Source organism: Pusillibacter faecalis (genome assembly GCF_018408705.1).
Taxonomy (GTDB): domain Bacteria; phylum Bacillota; class Clostridia; order Oscillospirales; family Oscillospiraceae; genus Oscillibacter; species Oscillibacter faecalis.
Map to the genome: position 1 here is coordinate 1,346,941 of NZ_AP023420.1, position 15,406 is coordinate 1,362,346.

15 protein-coding genes are annotated in these 15,406 nt (G+C 61.3%); 7 read left to right on the forward strand and 8 right to left on the reverse strand.

All coding sequences use genetic code 11. The annotated features are described in order from the left end of the window. Nucleotides 1-2: 2 nt before the first annotated feature. The 7 genes from KJS55_RS06860 to KJS55_RS06890 all read right to left on the reverse strand — a co-directional run bounded on the left by KJS55_RS06860 (nt 3) and on the right by KJS55_RS06890 (nt 6,453). Nucleotides 3-1,394: an MBOAT family O-acyltransferase gene (locus KJS55_RS06860; RefSeq protein WP_213542984.1), complete on the reverse strand. Its 1,392-nt coding sequence runs from the start codon at nt 1,392-1,394 to the stop codon at nt 3-5. Continuing rightward, nucleotides 1,394-2,068: a helix-turn-helix domain-containing protein gene (locus KJS55_RS06865; protein WP_213542985.1), complete on the reverse strand. Its 675-nt coding sequence runs from the start codon at nt 2,066-2,068 to the stop codon at nt 1,394-1,396. Before KJS55_RS06865 ends, KJS55_RS06860 begins: the two co-directional genes overlap by 1 nt. Before the next feature lie 147 nt (nt 2,069-2,215). After that, complete coding sequence (locus KJS55_RS06870) at nt 2,216-2,386, reverse strand: hypothetical protein (protein WP_187029944.1); 171 nt, start codon at nt 2,384-2,386, stop codon at nt 2,216-2,218. Nucleotides 2,387-2,476: 90 nt separating this feature from the next. Continuing rightward, the gene (locus KJS55_RS06875; RefSeq protein ID WP_318280943.1) at nt 2,477-3,148 is read right to left on the reverse strand and encodes a peptidoglycan recognition protein family protein; all 672 of its coding nucleotides are present in this window, start codon (nt 3,146-3,148) and stop codon (nt 2,477-2,479) included. A gap of 2 nt (nt 3,149-3,150) precedes the next feature. Continuing rightward, on the reverse strand, nt 3,151-5,142 hold the full coding sequence (locus tag KJS55_RS06880; RefSeq protein ID WP_213542986.1) for an ABC transporter permease: 1,992 nt from the start codon (nt 5,140-5,142) through the stop codon (nt 3,151-3,153). Further along, complete coding sequence (locus KJS55_RS06885; RefSeq protein WP_187029948.1) at nt 5,117-6,013, reverse strand: ABC transporter ATP-binding protein; 897 nt, start codon at nt 6,011-6,013, stop codon at nt 5,117-5,119. The genes KJS55_RS06880 and KJS55_RS06885 overlap by 26 nt, the downstream gene beginning before the upstream one ends. Beyond that, nucleotides 6,010-6,453 carry a GntR family transcriptional regulator gene (locus KJS55_RS06890; RefSeq protein WP_187029950.1) on the reverse strand — a complete coding sequence of 148 codons (444 nt, stop codon included), beginning with the start codon at nt 6,451-6,453 and terminating at the stop codon, nt 6,010-6,012. Before KJS55_RS06890 ends, KJS55_RS06885 begins: the two co-directional genes overlap by 4 nt. 257 nt (nt 6,454-6,710) lie before the next feature. On the opposite strand from KJS55_RS06890, the gene rpsO reads away from it, so the two are divergent. Beyond that, nucleotides 6,711-6,977, forward strand: coding sequence for a 30S ribosomal protein S15 (rpsO, locus tag KJS55_RS06895; RefSeq protein WP_187029952.1), 267 nt, complete (start codon nt 6,711-6,713; stop codon nt 6,975-6,977). Between the two features lie 200 nt (nt 6,978-7,177). Further along, a complete protein-coding gene (locus tag KJS55_RS06900) occupies nt 7,178-9,328 on the forward strand; it encodes a polyribonucleotide nucleotidyltransferase (protein WP_187029954.1) in 2,151 nt (716 codons plus the stop codon). 129 nt (nt 9,329-9,457) lie between these two features. Here the strand turns inward: KJS55_RS06900 and KJS55_RS06905 are convergent, their stop codons facing one another. Beyond that, nucleotides 9,458-10,444 (reverse strand): S-layer homology domain-containing protein, encoded by a 987-nt coding sequence (locus tag KJS55_RS06905; protein ID WP_187029956.1) that lies wholly within the window; start codon nt 10,442-10,444, stop codon nt 9,458-9,460. A 404-nt stretch (nt 10,445-10,848) separates the two neighbouring features. Between KJS55_RS06905 and KJS55_RS06910 the strand changes: the two genes are divergently transcribed. The 5 genes from KJS55_RS06910 (at nt 10,849) to prmA (ending at nt 15,279) form a co-directional block, all read left to right on the forward strand. Further along, complete coding sequence (locus KJS55_RS06910; protein WP_213542987.1) at nt 10,849-11,310, forward strand: GNAT family N-acetyltransferase; 462 nt, start codon at nt 10,849-10,851, stop codon at nt 11,308-11,310. Then, the gene (mnmE, locus tag KJS55_RS06915; RefSeq protein WP_213542988.1) at nt 11,301-12,689 is read left to right on the forward strand and encodes a tRNA uridine-5-carboxymethylaminomethyl(34) synthesis GTPase MnmE; all 1,389 of its coding nucleotides are present in this window, start codon (nt 11,301-11,303) and stop codon (nt 12,687-12,689) included. Before KJS55_RS06910 ends, mnmE begins: the two co-directional genes overlap by 10 nt. 96 nt (nt 12,690-12,785) lie before the next feature. Then, complete coding sequence (locus KJS55_RS06920; RefSeq protein WP_187029962.1) at nt 12,786-13,328, forward strand: DUF1836 domain-containing protein; 543 nt, start codon at nt 12,786-12,788, stop codon at nt 13,326-13,328. Nucleotide 13,329: 1 nt separating this feature from the next. Beyond that, nucleotides 13,330-14,202 carry a DegV family protein gene (locus KJS55_RS06925; protein ID WP_187029964.1) on the forward strand — a complete coding sequence of 291 codons (873 nt, stop codon included), beginning with the start codon at nt 13,330-13,332 and terminating at the stop codon, nt 14,200-14,202. Between the two features lie 105 nt (nt 14,203-14,307). Further along, nucleotides 14,308-15,279: a 50S ribosomal protein L11 methyltransferase gene (gene prmA, locus KJS55_RS06930; RefSeq protein WP_213542989.1), complete on the forward strand. Its 972-nt coding sequence runs from the start codon at nt 14,308-14,310 to the stop codon at nt 15,277-15,279. The last annotated feature ends 127 nt before the right edge of the window (nt 15,280-15,406 follow it).

A 15,406-nucleotide genomic window follows, 5' to 3' on the forward strand; every position in this document is an offset into this window, starting at 1 on the left:
CCCTAAAAGTTTGAATAAATAAACGTGGCCGTGCTGGAAAAGGACACCACCGCCCATGCCAGCAGCCCTCCGCAAAGGAGTGCCCCGACCGGTTTGGGAGAGACCGTCTCCATCCGCCGGATCACGTTTTCCCGCCTGAAAGAGACTGCCAGCCCCACGCACAGCAGCCCGCCGACCACCAGACCCGGCACCCAGCTCTCCAGAGCGGGCAGCAGTGTCCGCAGGGCGGCGGCCTCGCTGTCCAGGGCGCCGGCCGCCAGTGTCTCCAGCGGAAGCCCCCAGCCGCCGCACACGGCGGAGCGCAGCAGCATCCCCGCCGCGCCAAGACTGGGCGCCTGGAAGAATACCCACGCCAGATTCACAAAGAGAAAGGTCATGGCCCACCGCAGGCCCTTCGGCAGCCTTTCCCGCCTCCGGCCCCACAGCCGCTCGCCCACCTGCGCAAGGCCGTGGAGCAGTCCCCAGACCAAAAACGTCCACCCAGTCCCATGCCAGAGGCCGCTGATCAGATATACAATCAAAATATTCCCATAGGTCCGGACACTGCCGCGGCGGCTGCCGCCCAGGGGAATATAGACGCACTCCCGCAGAAAGCTGGTGAGGGTGATATGCCACCGCTTCCAGAACTCTCCCACGCTGAGAGCCCGATAGGGCGAATCAAAGTTCACCGGCAGCCGGATGCCCAGGAGCCGGGCGCAGCCGGATGCGATGTCGCAGTAGCCGGAGAAATCCAGATACAGCCGCAGGGTATACCCCAGGATCACAATCCAGGCGGCGGGGGCGGTCAGCTCCTGACCCAGAGCCCAGCCGTTGGAGACCACAGCGCCCAGGGGGTCTGCCAGCAGCACCTTCTTCGCCATGCCAAAAGAGATGGCATACAGGCCCGCTGCCGCGTCCCCCCAGGATGGACAGAGAAACGCCTCCCGCAGCTGGGGGAAGAACTCCTCCGGCCGCAGAATGGGGCCGGAGGTGACAGTGGGAAAGAAGAACGTATAGAGAAGCAGAGAGTCCCCCTGTGACCTGCGGTACTGGCCGGTATACGTCTCTTTCAAAAGCCACAGCTGTTGGAAGGTGAAAAAGCTGATCCCCAGAGGCATCCACCCCGTCAGCTTGCACACCGCCAGCACCGCGATGTGCCAAAGGCACCCCATCGCCATCGCCAAACGGCGAGGCAGGGCGTCCAGCCTTTCCAGACACCAAAGCACTGCGGCGGTGGCCGCCGTCCCCGCCGCCAGCACGGCGAACCCGCTCCATCCTCCGCCCAGGACTGTGAAGACCACTCCGGCCAGGGCCAGCACCTTCCTGCCGGCCTGCCGGCTGCCCCGGCCCACGCTCAGGCACAGGACCAGTGTCACGAGGAGAAATCCCAAAAAGGAGAGTGATGGAACCTGCATCACGCCTTCTCCGTCATCCCGCTGAGCCGGGCATCCGCCGTGCTGAGCACCTGGGTCAGACTCTGGTTCCGCCCAGGATAGGCCGCCGCCAGCGCCTCCGGCGAGAGATCGGGGAACTGCTCTTCCGTCTGTCCCCGCAGGGCCCGGGCATACCGCAGCTCCGAGAGCTTCATGTCCGCGTCCGCCGCACCCAACAGGCAGGTATCCGCTCCCAGAGAGAAGTACTTCTCATTGGCCCCCGCGCAGCGGTACAGGTGCCGGTAGAGCTGATAGACCGCGCTTCCCAGATATGCCGCCGCCGCATTGATGGCGGTCTTGTCCTCCAGCTTCCCCAAAAGGCCGAAGAGTACCCCGGCGGCGCCGGAGAGAAGCTTGCTCTGAAGCGTGGCCAGCACACTTCCCTGTAGGATATTCCCAGGCTCCGCGGCGCTGAGGACTTCCTCATGGGTCAGCATGCTGCCCTCCCGGGAAAGGGTTCTCCCCAAAATGAAGTCCGCGGACACATGGTAGTAGTCGCAGGCCCTCACCACAAAGCTCAGCCCCGGCTCCCGCACGCCGTTTTCATAGTGGCTCAGCAGCGCCTGGGACACCCCCAGATCCCCGGCGGCTGTGCGCTGAGACACCCCCCGCTCCCGCCGCAGCAGGGCCAGTGTCCTGGAAAATTCAGAAGCCATCGTCATCCGCTCTCCTTATTTGATCTAAAAAATACGTACCGTATAGTTTAGCAGGAAAGCTACCGTTTGTAAATGAATTTTTTGAAATCAATAAGGGACGCGCAAAAGCGCGTCCCCACAAAGCAAGCCGGTCTGTGACCGCCCCGCTTATTGATAACGATACTGCATTCCCGTATATTGGTCCACGCAGCTGAGAAACAGCTCCCGGCTGCGGAATTCCAGCAGCTTGCAGCCCTCCTCCTCATGAAAGGATACAATGCGCCGGCTGGTATCCACCCAGACGCGCCACAGATTTTCACTTGCAACCGCTTTTTCCATCGGAAGGCTCCTTTCACACAACACTGGCTCGTTCCCTATTAATAAGACGATTTTGAAGGCGGTTTTGTTTCACCGGCAGCTAAATTTTTTTTAATTTCCTCCTCCAATAACCGCCGAGGACACATCCTCCAGAAACTGTTCCCAGGCCTCTGGGTCCTCCACAAAATATTTGGGGCAGACTTTTCCGGACACGTCATAGTGGCGGATCACATCCTTCTCCGGCTTCAGCCGGAACTCCCGGCAGAGCCAAGCGGTCAGCTCCACCACCCGGTCATAGGTGACAGCGGAAAATTTCCCGGTCTCGTCCGGATGGCAAACCTCAATGGCCACTGTGTCGCTGTTGCGGGTATTGGAGGCATAGGAGATCTCCGTCAGGGGAATGCACTGGAGCACCTCGCCCTCCAGCCCCACGATGAAGTGGCTGCTGGCATAGATCCCCTCCTCCCCGGAGGAGAGAGAGGCAAAGTAGTTGCGGTTTGCCTGGGCCGTTGTGTCGGGATTGCCCACATAGTGAATCACAACGGCGTCGATCTTCTCCAGCGCTGTGCCGGGGCGGGACCACTCGTTCACCGGCAGAAGGTCCTGTACCACGTATTCCGGCACCGCCACGCCGTCTCCGGGCAGACGGTGATCCAGGACCTGGGATAAAAGCACGCCCAGAGCCGCCAGTGCTGCCGCCGCGCACACCAGCGGGAGACCGCTTTTCCTGCGCCGCCGGGGTCTTCTCCGGCGGCGCGGCGCTTCATATTCCGGCATTTCCATGCTCAGCCGGCCTCCGCACCCACCACAGGGACTTCATAGGTGTACGTCACTTCCTCCGATACTCTACCCGCGGAGACAGCGGACCCATAGACGGCCTCTGTCGCGGCAGTCTCCGTCTCATAATTCTCAGGGTAAAGCTCCCGATAGGTCAGAAGATCGCTCTGGCTGATCAGTCCCAGCTCCTGGAGACAGGCCACCGTTTCCGTCATCTCAGGCCGCAGCACAACATTAATCCAATCCGTGCCGCGCCAATCCTCGCCAGAGCCGCTAAAGCGCAGATCCAGCTGAACAGCCAGCTCCTGTCCCTGGCCTGCGGCGAACCAGTCATAGGTCCCCCAGTTTCCAGCGGCCATATCCCGGCCCACCGCCTCCAGAATCGCGGCGGCCTCCCGGTCGCTCAGGTCATAGCCCATGGCGGTTTTCTCCACATACAGGTTTCCGCCCTCCACCTGATAATGGCTGTCGTCCAGGTGCAGCCGCTTGGCCTTCATCTCCGTGCTGTTCACCAGCTGGTCCAACAGGGCGTCATAGGTATCCCGGGCAGCCATCCGTTCCCTGGTCAGGGGCAGAGAATAATACCGATCCACGGCGCTCCCGCCCTGGTGATAGGAAATCCAAAGCCTTGTCCACTCATAGTCCCCTGCGGGAACCGCCGGAATCAAGCCGTTTGTCTCCTTGTCACGGATATATGCCTCGTCGGCAATCACAGCCTGATGGAGCGCCCGCACCTGCTCCAGCAGCGCCGCGTCCTCCTCCGGGTAAAGCGTATAGCTGTTGCCGGCCACGTCTATTTCCACAGATCGGACCTCGCTGGTCTCCGGCACCCTGGCGGCAATTCCAAACACGTCAAAGTGCAGCGCGCAGCACACAGCCACGCAGCCAAGGACCACCGCGCCCAGGCCAATCCAGCTTCTCCGGAACACCCGTAGGGATTTACTCAGCAGCATGGAGGCGCCATAGTACCCAATGACGCCCGCCACCACCAGGCACACGGTCATGGGCAGCAGGTCGTAATAGCTGCCGCTCTGGAAGCTGTACCAGAACAGCTCATAGAGCAGCTGTCCGCCCAGCAGCGCGCTGAGTGCCGCTACACCATACCGGAATACCGGCCGCAGCCAGCCCACCGCCACCACGTCTCCGGCGGATTCGCTGCGGCGCCGGCGGTACATCATGTAAGCAAGGCCCAGAAGCACCATTCCCACCAGGGCATAGACACCGATCATCCAGATGCCGTCCAGGTGGACCGCGGTCAGAACCGATTCCTGATATGTATAGGTTCCCTCATATCTTTGAATCTCGCTGTAGGTTCTATCCACACCCACGCGGCTCATCAGCGCAACGGTAGGCGAAAGCCTTTCGGCAACTCCCGTGTAGCTGCTGTTAAACCCAAAAATAAACCCTTGGGCAAAGGTAGAGATCAGCCAGTCCAGCAGAACCGCCAGAAAATGCAGCAGGAAATACAACACCGGAAGCGCAAAGATATTTCCCGTAATAAACGCCACAAAGGTGGCGCTGGCAAAGTAGAAAAAGCTCTCACCGATCACCACGAGAATCGTCGTCAGCAGGCTCCCAATGTCAAAGCAGCCATACCCCAGGGATATCGCCACACACAGCGCGCCGGTAACGGCATAGGGCAGCAGCATCATCGCCATGCCGGAGAGGAAGTTTGTGACAAACAGCCCCTCTCTCCGGATCGGCAGCGTGTGCATCAGGCTCACGCTCCTGGCGCTGTACAGGTAGCTCCACACCACCATGGCGCAGAGGATGGCATATCCCAAAGAGACCACCGGCAGCGCGCCCGCCACCACAGAATAGTACATGTTAGAAAACTCTGCCGCAGAGGGAACCGCCCGCGGCCCGCGGCGAATAAAGTCCAGCAGCAGCGCCAGGGGAAACAGCACGCCCACAAAGGACGCCAACCCCCACAGCGGCCAGAATCGGGTCAGATTCTTGCGCAGCAGCGTGGGATTAAAGCACGATATCCTTGACTGCATAATCCGCACCTCCCAATTCATAGATAAAAATCTCCTCCAGCGTCAGGGGAACCGCGTCCACCAGCATGGGGTCATAAACAGCCAGCCGCGCCGTGGCCTCCTCCGCGTTCATGCGCATAATCAACGTGTGAATGCGCCCCACCCGGCTGGCGTGGAGCACCGGCAGCTCCTGGGGCACCTCGCTGACGCCGTCCCTGAAAACCACCTGGAGCTTCACCATGTTGTCCTGAAGCTGTTCCAGGCTCCGCTCCAGCAGCACCTTGCCGTGGTCCATAATCCCCACGTGATCGCACACATCCTCCAGCTCCCGCAGGTTGTGGGAGCTGACCAGCACCGTGGTGCCGCGCTGGGCGACATCGCCCATCACCAGGGACCACACCTGCCGCCGCATCACCGGGTCCAGCCCGTCCACGGGCTCATCCAGGATCAGATAGTCCGGCATGCAGGAGAGGGCCAGCCAGAACGCCACCTGCTTCTGCATGCCCTTGCTGAGGCGGCGGATGGTCTTTTTCTCATCAATGGCAAACACCGCCTTGAGCTTTTCATAGCGCTCTGTGGAGAAGGTGGGATAAAAGCCCCGGTAAAAGCGCATCATATCCCGGACCGTAGCCTGCAGGAAATAATACCAGTCGTCCGGAATCGCGGCAATCCGGGCCTTAAGCGCCGCGTTTTCCCAGACCTCCTTCCCGCTGATCAGGACCTGGCCGCTGTCCTGGCGGTAAATGCCGGTGAGGTGGCGGATCAGGGTGGATTTTCCCGCCCCGTTGGGGCCCACCAGCCCATACACACTGCCTGCCGGAACAGACAGCGACGCTCCGTCCAATGCCGCAAAACCGTCAAAGGTCTTGACGATCTCTCTCATTTCAATCATATCCGCTCCTCCTGTCTCGTTGTACCGCAGGACCCTATGGCAGTCTCCGCAGCTGCGGAGACTGCCCCGCCTGCAGGCGGGCGAAGTGCTTCCTCCTCGATCAGGTCCAGCAGCTCCTGCCGGCTGACGCCCAGATATCGGAGTTCCGCCAGAATCTCCCGCACCTTGTTCAAAAGCTCCCGCTTGCGGTTTTCATCCGCGCCCGCGTTGGCGGCGGCAAAGCTGCCCTTGCCGGGGATGGAGTAGATATACCCCTCCCCCTCTAATTCGTTATAAGCGCGCTGAATGGTATTGGGATTGATGGACAGCTGGGTTGCCAGAGCCCGCACAGACGGCAGCCGCTCATCTGCCGCCAGCCCTCCGGTTACGATCAGCTTTTTCAGCCCGTCCTTGATCTGTTCATAGATAGGCCGGGAGTCCCGATAGTTCAGGCTGATCATTGCGTCACCTTCCTTTTGGCTGTATTAACTGTACTAATACAGTTAATGTAACACCTTCATTTTCTCCTGTCAAGAGAATTTTTTAAATTTCCTGTCCGGAAGATTCGCAAAAATCCGTATTTTCCTCTTTACATCTGGAAAACCTTGTGATATAGTTTTTTAGCATGCAATGCAGCAGCCCAGGACTTCGTTTCGCGGACTTTCACCGGCCCGAGGCGCAGTCCTGCGGGAATGATGAAAGAAAGGTGGAATCCCCCATGCTGAGAAAAGAGCAGAAAACCGCGATCATTGACGCCAACCGCACCCATGAAAACGACACCGGCTCTCCCGAGGTCCAGATTGCCATCCTGACGGAGCGCATCAATGTGCTCACCGAGCACATGCGCGCAAACCCCCAGGACAAGCACTCCAACCGCGGCCTTTTGAAGATGGTCGGTAAGCGCCGGAACCTGCTGGACTACCTCCAGAAGAAGGACATTGAGCGCTACCGCGCCCTGATTGCCAAGCTGGGCATCCGTAAGTAAGATGGAGAAAAGGGTGGTGCGGATGAGCGCGCCGCCCTTTCTTTCATAAATATCCCCCGCCCACGGGAGCCATTTCAAGCCTTTAGCAGTTGAAAAAGCGCCTTCCCAGGAACAGCGCCGCGGAGGCTGTGAAGACCTTTTTTCAAGTGCTAAATGGTTTGGCTCTTGTGGAACTATCCAAACTAGAAAAGGAGATTTCCATGTCAACCATCATCACAAAAAGACAGTTCCCCAACTACCGCAAGTACGAGATGGAGCTGGCCGGACGCCCCCTGTTTTTAGAGGTGGGCAAGCTGGCGGAGCTGGCCAACGCCGCCGTCATGGTGGGCTACGGCGACACCCGGGTTCTGGTGTGCGCCACCGCCTCTCCCCGTCCCCGGGACGGCATCGACTTCTTCCCTCTGAGCGTGGACTTTGAGGAGAAGATGTATGCTGTGGGCCGCATCCCCGGCTCCTTCAACCGCAGGGAGGGCCGTCCCGGCGAAAAGGGCATCCTGACCAGCCGCGTCATCGACCGCCCCATCCGCCCCCTCTTCCCCTATGACTTCCGCAACGACGTCTCCATCATGGCCACTGTCATGAGCGTGGACCACGACTGCTCCCCCGAGATCGCCGCCCTGATCGGCACCTCCGCCGCCCTGGCCATCTCCGACATCCCCTGGAACGGCCCCGTGGGCGCTTTGAAGGTGGGCCTTGTGGACGGCAAACTGGTCCTGAACCCCGACGCCGAGCAGCGCAAGGTCTCCGATCTGGACGTGACCGTGGTCTCCACCGGCAAGAAGGTGGTCATGATCGAGGCCGGCGCCAACGAGGTGGACAACGACACCATGTTCAACGCCATCCAGCTGGCCCATGAGGAGAACCAGAAGCAGATCGCTCTGATCAACCAGATGGTTAGTGAGATCGGCAAGCCCAAGTTCGACTACCCCCACGCCGACTTTGACCAGGCCCTCTTCGACCGCATCGTGGCCGACTTTATGGACGAGGCCAAGGCCGCCATGGACACCGACGACAAGAACATCCGGGAGTCCCGCTGGAACGCCATGATCGAGAAGTGGCACGAGGCCTACCTGGAGGAGTTCCCCAACATGGACCAGTACCTGGACGAGATCACCTACAAGTTCCAGAAGAAGATCGTCAAGGCCTGGCTGCTGGAGGGCCACCGGGTGGACGGCCGCGCCAAGAACGAGATCCGACCCTTGGGCGCTGAGGTGGGCGTGCTGCCCCGGGTCCACGGCTCCGGCCTCTTCACCCGCGGCCAGACCCAGGTCCTCTCCGCCTGCACCCTGGACACCCTCTCCGCCAACCAGAAGCTGGACACCATCTGGGAGGAGACGGAGAAGCGCTATATGCACCACTACAACTTCCCCGGCTACTCCGTGGGCGAGGCCAAGCCTGCCCGCTCGCCGGGGCGGCGTGAGATCGGCCACGGCGCGCTGGCCGAGCGGGCCCTGCTGCCCGTGATCCCCTCTGTGGAGGAGTTCCCCTACGCCATCCGCGTGGTCTCTGAGGTGGTCTCCTCCAACGGCTCCACCTCCCAGGGCTCCATCTGCGGCTCCACCCTGGCGCTGATGGACGCCGGCGTGCCCATCAAGGCCCCTGTGGCCGGCATCTCCTGCGGCCTCATCCAGGACGACGACGGCGCCTTCACCACCTTCATCGACATCCAGGGTGTGGAGGACTTCCACGGCGAGATGGACTTCAAGGTGGCCGGCACCAAGAAGGGCATCACCGCCATCCAGATGGACCTGAAGAACGACGGCCTCACCATGGCCATCATCCGGGAGGCCCTGGACACCACCTACGACGCCCGCTGCGAGATCCTGGATCAGATCATGCTGCCGGTCATCGCCGAGCCCCGCAAGGAGGTCAGCCGCTACGCCCCCAAGATGATCACCATGCACATTGATCCCGACAAGATCCGGGACGTCATCGGCAAGGGCGGCAGCGTGATCCAGAAGATCGTGGCCGACACCGGCGCCAAGATCGACATCAACGACGACGGCTCCATCTTCATCGCCTCTGCCGACGCCGCCGGCTGCGACGCCGCCAAGAAGTGCATTGACGACATCGTGTTCGTCCCCGAGATCGGCAAGCTCTACTATGGCCGCGTGGTGCGCCTGATGACCTTCGGCGCCTTTGTGGAGCTGGCTCCCGGCAAGGACGGTCTGGTTCACATCTCCAAGCTGGCCGACCACCGGATCGAGAAGGTGGAGGATGCCTGCAAGATCGGCGACATGATGTGGGTGAAGGTCACAGACATCGACGAAAAGGGCCGGGTAAACCTCTCCCACAAGGACGCCATGAAGGAAATTGCGGCCAAGGAGGCCGCCGGCGAGCGGATTAAGTAACTCCCGCCTTTTATAGAAGCAAGGGAGTCGGAGGCCCGCAGAGGCCTCCGGCTCCCTTTTCTCCTTGCGGAAATTTCACCTAACGTGAAAAAAGAATCCGGCGGAATCGCTTCCGCCGGATTTTTACACTTATTCAGCTGGAGTCTCAGCCTGCTCAGCCTGGGCGGCGCGATACAGGAAGGTCGCAATCTGGCCCCGGGTACAGGTGGCCTCCGGACCGAAGGTCGTTTCAGTGGTGCCGTTGGTAATCCCCTGGGCAACGGCCCAGACCACCGCCTGTGCATACGGTGCATCCTCTGCCACATCTGTAAAGGCAGCGCTGGTCTCCACCTCCGGAGAACCGGCAATTTTCCAGAGATATGTCACCGCATCCGCGCGGGTACAGCCGGAGTGAATGTCCTCGTTGCCCAGCAAATTCTCTGCGACTGCCCAGCGGGTGGCGTACAGTGTCTCCTTGGCAGCCTCATCGCCTGCATCCGGACTGCCTTCCGCACGCCACAGGAAGGTCAGAATATGAATGTGGGAGCAGGTGGTTCCCGGCCGGAAAGTCCCGTCCTCATAGCCTTGGGTGATTCCCTGTTCCACCGCCCACAAAATGGCATCATGATAGGGAGAGGTCTCCGCCACGTCCGTAAAGGGATTGACGGGCTTCTCGGGCTCCACGGGAGTCTCCTCCTCACCAGCAGGCAGAGCGTTGTAGGTGGCGCCCTCGGCCACCACCACGGCCTCCTCGGCGTCGCTGACCAGCTTGCCGGTCTTGGCCTCAGAGTTGTCCACAATAGTCAGGGTGTAGCCCTCCTGGACCTCAAAGACGGCGGAATCCTTGGCGCCGGTCAGGGTATAGCCGTTCAGGTCCACAGTCACATTGTGAGAGGCCACCGTCACAGTCTTGTCATCAACCTTGCTCTCACCCAGTACCACAGCGGCAGTCAGAGCCACGTCGCCGCTCAGCGCCACGGTTACGGGCTTGTCCTCTTTTTCGGACAAAATTGCATCCAACACGGTCTCATAGGCCTTGTCACCTACCGTGACCTTCTCTTCCGCCGCCGCAGCAGGCACCGTCAGTCCCAGGCACAGAACCAGGACCAGCAACCAAGATGTAATCTGCTTTTTCATCGTCTTTTCTCCTTTTGTCTCAATCGTGGCCCCGTCCGGCTGAAACGCCTTCCAGGTCCCCTTCTCCACCGGGCTTGAAAATTTGAGCTTCCCCACCTATAATGAGGGAGACATCCGGTGAATATCAGGGTAATTTTAGCGAATTTCCCTTATGATTACAAGAGTATTCTGCATGCGCCTGTGGCGGCGGCTGCCAATCTCTGACAGTTACCGCCCCCGTCGCGGCACTGGCAAAAAGGGTATTACCCTTGGGCGGCAAGACTCCCATTGTCCTGAGCCCCGGACCCGCTGTTCGATGCAGCAGGCTGTCATCTTGGCATTTTATCAATTAATTTTAACGGTTTCTTAACGCAAGGCTTTCTGTTTGATCAGTCGGCCTGCTCTTAAAGTAAGGAGGGGTTCCCATGAGGATTCGTTCCTGCGGCCCGGCAGACCTGCCGGTGCTCCTGGAAATATTTTATCAATCTGTTCATCTGGCCTGCACCGGCGAGTACACCCCTGCCCAGCTGGATGCCTGGGCGCCGGCTGAACCGGATTTCGCCTCCTGGGGAGACAGCCTGCGCCGGGAAATCTTTCTGACTGCTGAAGAAAACGGCTCCCTGTTGGGTTTTGCCGCTTTGGAAGAGGATTATCTGGATTTGTTGTATGTCCGGCCGGATCACCTGCGCCGCGGGATTGCCTCTGCATTGTGCGGCGCGCTGGAACACCGCTGCCCGGAAACACGCATCTATGTCCACGCCTCCAAGACCGCCCGCCCCTTCTTTGAGGCCCGGGGTTACCGGGTTGTGCGGCCGCAGCAGGTGGAGCGCCGGGGGCAGGTGCTGACGAATTTTGCCATGGAAAAGGAGTTGATTGGATGGACGTGATCGCCGCAATTGCAACCGGCGGCGCCCCCACCGCCATCGGGATTGTCCGGGTCTCCGGGCCGGGGTGTTTTTCCCTGTGCGGCCGGGTGTTCCGCGCCGCCAATGGACGAACACTGGAGGAACAGGAGCCCCGGCGCATGGTGCTGGGGGATGTGCTGGACGAGCAGGGCCGCCGCTTGGACCAGGGGCTGGCCGTGTGTTTCCCCGGCCCCGGCAGCTTTACCGGCGAGGACTGCGCCGAGTTTCACTGCCATGGCTCCCCGGTGGTGCTGCGGGAGCTGCTCTGCGCCCTCTTTGCCGCCGGCGCGCGGCAGGCTCGGGCTGGAGAATTTACCAGGCGGGCCTTTTTAAACGGGCGGCTGGACCTGACGGAGGCGGAGGCCGTCATCGACCTGATTGACGCCCAGACCGCTACCGCGGCCCGCAATGCCGCCGCCCAGCTGGAGGGCGGTCTCCGCCGGGTGCTGGAACCCATCCAGGAGTCCCTGCTGGAGATTACCTCCCGGTTTTACGCGGTGGTGGACTATCCGGACGAGGACATCGAGGACATTCACCCCGAGGAGATCTCCACCGCCCTTCAAAGCGCTGGCGCCGCCCTGGACCGCCTGCTGGACGGCTGCCGGCGGGGCCGGGTTTTGAAATCCGGCGTACGCGCCGCCATTATTGGCCGCCCCAACGCGGGAAAGAGCTCCCTGCTCAATGCCCTGGCAGGCTGCGACCGGGCGATTGTCACCGACATCCCTGGCACCACCCGGGACACAGTGGAGGAATCCGTCCTCTGCGGCGGAGTACTGCTGCGGCTGGCGGACACCGCCGGCATTCATGACACCCAGGACCCGGTGGAGCGTCTGGGTGTGGACCGCAGCCGCCGGGCGATGGCTGCCGCCGACCTGGTGCTGGCCGTGGTGGATGGCTCCGACACGACGAAGGAGGACACCCGGCTGATGGCGGAGGTCTCCCGGTGCGAAAGTCCCTGGATCTTAATTTTTTCCAAAAAAGACCTGTGCCCAGGGCCTGCCTGCGTCACGGCTATGGACAGCACTGGCGCGCCCATGGCGCCTCCCGCCTCTGTGGTGGCCTTGTCCTCCGTCACGGGGGAGGGACTCTCTGATCTGGAAAACGCCGTGGCGGCGCTCTTTCCCGCTGGGGACCCCGGCGAGGCCGGTTCCCTGCTGACCGACCAGCGCCAGGAGGAGGCCGCCGGCCGGGCAAGGGCCGCCGTGGGGCGGGCCATGGCAGCCCTTGCCGGCGGGCTGACCCCAGACGCCGTCCTCACCGACGCGGAGGAGGCTCTGGACGCCTTGGGCGAGCTGACCGGGCGAACCGCCCGGGAGGAGATCGTCTCCCGCATCTTTTCCAGGTTCTGTGTTGGAAAATAGCAAAATTATAGTTATCATTCTCGCAAAACACGGTTTACAAAATCACATTTCAGTGGTAAACTGCTGGTATTAAGTTTTATGAGGAAGGAGGCGCCCATGTCAGATTTAACGGAGCTACGGGAGCGGCTGCGCCAGCAGCGCCCGGTGGACTGGGAGCAGCTGCCGGACTTTCCCCTGTATATGGATCAGGTCCTCAGCTATATGGACCGGCAGGTGATCCGGTTCAGCGAAGAGGACTCTCTCACGGCCGCCATGGTCAACAACTACACGAAAAGCGGTCTTGTCCCCAGAGCCGAAGGCAAGAAATACCACCGAACTCATCTTGCCTATCTCACCGCCATCTGCGTGCTCAAGCACGTGATGTCCACCCGGGATATGGATCTTTTGATCCGGGAGGAGCTTCAGGGTGAGCGCCCGATTCAAGACGGCTACGCCGCCTTCTGCGCGAGCTTGGACAAGGCCCTGCGCATCACCGCCGACGAGATGGCCGCCCGGGGCGGGGAGACCTCCCTGGCGGATGACGCCATCCACTTTGCCCTGCTGAGCTATGCCGCGGGCGTTGCCAGCAGCCGGTATGTCGCCCTACTGCGTCAGCAGAAGGACGCGGAGGCGAAAAAAACGAAAAAGGAGCGCGAGTGATATGCGGGATTTTGTTTTGATGACGGACAGCTGCTGCGACATGGCGCCGCAGATGGCTGAAGAGCTGGGGCTGATTGTCCTGCCGCTGAGCCTGGAGCTGGGCGGCGCCACCTACCATAACTATCTGGACGGCCGGGAAATCGGTTTTTCCGATTTCTACAGCCGCATCCGCTCCGGCGAGACCGCTACCACCTCTGCCATCAGCGTGGGTACGTTTGAAGAGGCCATGCGCCCGGTGCTGGAGAGCGGGAGGGATATTCTGTGCCTGAGCTTCTCCTCCGCCCTCTCCACCACCTATCAGTCCGCGGTCATTGCCGCCGGGGAGATGCGCGAGGCCTTTCCCGAAGCCAAGGTCCATGTGGTGGACACCCTGTGCGCCTCTCTGGGACAGGGGCTGCTGGTATACCTGTGCGCCCTGCAAAAGCAGGCAGGAAAATCTCTGGAGGAACTGCGGGATTACGCCGAAAATACCAAGGGACGCATCTGCCACTGGTTTACGGTGGATGATCTCAACCACCTCAAGCGGGGCGGACGGGTCAGCGCCGCCACGGCGCTCTTTGGCACCATGCTCTCCATCAAGCCCGTGCTCCACGTGGACGATCAGGGCCGGTTGATTCCCGTCAGCAAGGCCCGGGGCCGGCGGGCCTCCCTGCTGGCGCTGGTGGACCGGATGGAGGAAACCGCTGTGGAGCCCGGAAAACAGACGATCTTCATCTCCCACGGGGACTGCCTGGAGGACGCAGAATTCGTGGCCGGGGAGATCCGCCGCCGCTTCGGTACGGAGGATATCCGGATCAATTATGTGGGGCCGGTCATCGGCAACCACTCCGGCCCCGGCACCATGGCCCTTTTCTTTGTCGGCACGGAGCGGTAAGCCGCCCCGCGGGGACGTCCATCCCACCGGCATTCCTTTTCACATATCAAATGAGCGGGCGGCGGCGGATGCCGCCGCCGATCTTTTTGTTAGGAGGTTCCATGTATGCATTGGCTGGAACTGCACATTGACACCACCCACGACGGCCTGGACCCGGTCACGGCCCTGCTCTCTTCCCTGGGGATTGACAACGTGATGATTGACGACGAGGAGGAATTCCGCTCCTTTCTGGAGGAGACCCGCCCCCACTGGGATTATGTGGACGAGGCGCTGGAGCGGGAGATGCGGGGCAAGTCCCGCGTGACCTTCTATCTTTTGGCTGGCGACGCCGGCTTGGCCAAGCTGGCGGAGGTCCGGATCGCCCTACAGGAGCTGAAGGAGTCCCGCAGCGACTGCGGCACACTCCTGCTCACGCTGGAAAACGTCCAGGACGCGGACTGGGAGACCAGCTGGAAGCAGTACTATAAGCCCCTCCCCATCGGGGAGCGGCTGCTGGTGGTCCCCCAGTGGGAGGCGGAAAACCCGGAGGTCCAGGCGACCTCCGCCTGCCGAGTCCCTCTGATTTTGGACCCGGGATTGACGTTCGGCACGGGAAGCCACGCCACCACCCGGTTGTGCCTGACAGCGCTCGAGCGCCGTATTCAGGGCGGCGAACGGGTGCTGGATCTGGGCTGCGGCAGCGGCATTCTCTCCATTGCCGCGCTGCGGCTGGGCGCGGCCTCCGCCCTGGCAGTGGATATTGACGAGCAGTGCCTGACCGTGGCCCGGGACAACGCCGCCCTCAACGGCATCGGGCCGGACACCTATACCGTCCGGGTGGGCGATCTTTTCACGGACGAGGGGTTCCGGGCGTCCCTTGGCGGCGGGTACGACATTCTGCTGGCCAATATTGTGGCGGACGTCATCATCGCGCTCGCACCCTTTGTGCGCTCCCTGCTGCGCCCGGGCGGACTGTTCCTCTGCTCCGGCATCATCGACACCCGTGCCGGCGAGGTGGCTGAGGCAATCCGGCAGTCGGGCCTGACTCTTTTGGAACAGCAGGAGGCCGACGGCTGGTGTGCCTATACCTGCCGCTGAACACTTCCCATCGGACCCGGTTTTTACGCGCGGCATTTGCCGCGCGTTTTTTTCACCGCCTCCTTCGACAGATTCCCCCCGACTTTTTTTCAAAAGGCCTGTACAATGGTGGAAATTGGTAAAGGAG